This window comes from Pseudomonas sp. 51_B (genome assembly GCF_017491595.1).
In the GTDB taxonomy this organism is placed as follows: Bacteria; Pseudomonadota; Gammaproteobacteria; order Pseudomonadales; family Pseudomonadaceae; genus Aquipseudomonas; species Aquipseudomonas promysalinigenes.
Genome location: NZ_JAFGYW010000506.1, coordinates 1 through 295, shown reverse-complemented (window position 1 = coordinate 295; position 295 = coordinate 1). Strand labels below are relative to the sequence as shown.

The window sequence follows — 295 nt, the reverse complement described above, 5'->3', positions numbered from 1 at the left end:
AGCTTGGCGGTGTAGGTGATCTGGCCGCCTTCCTGGACGGTACCGGTGGCGCTGAGGCTGACGGTAGTGGTGTCCAGGTTGGCAGGGTTGTCGGTTACCGTGGTGGTCGGTGTACCAGCGGTGACCAGTTTTTCGTAGTTGCCGCCCGTTACGCCCGTGATGCTGTTAGTCAGCGTCGGGTTGGTGGCATATACGTTGTTAGGTGCCACGAAGTCCACGGAGCCGGTGGTCTGATTCAGGCCAATGGTGATGCTTTGGCCGTTGGCCAGGGAGATCACCAATGGCGAACCAGTGA

Annotated in this window: 1 protein-coding gene; it reads right to left on the bottom strand. The window is 59.7% G+C overall.

Translation table 11 applies throughout. From position 1 onward, the window contains the following. A partial coding sequence (locus tag J5M56_RS27285) for an immunoglobulin-like domain-containing protein (RefSeq protein WP_207938181.1) occupies positions 1-295 on the bottom strand: 295 nt, incomplete at both ends.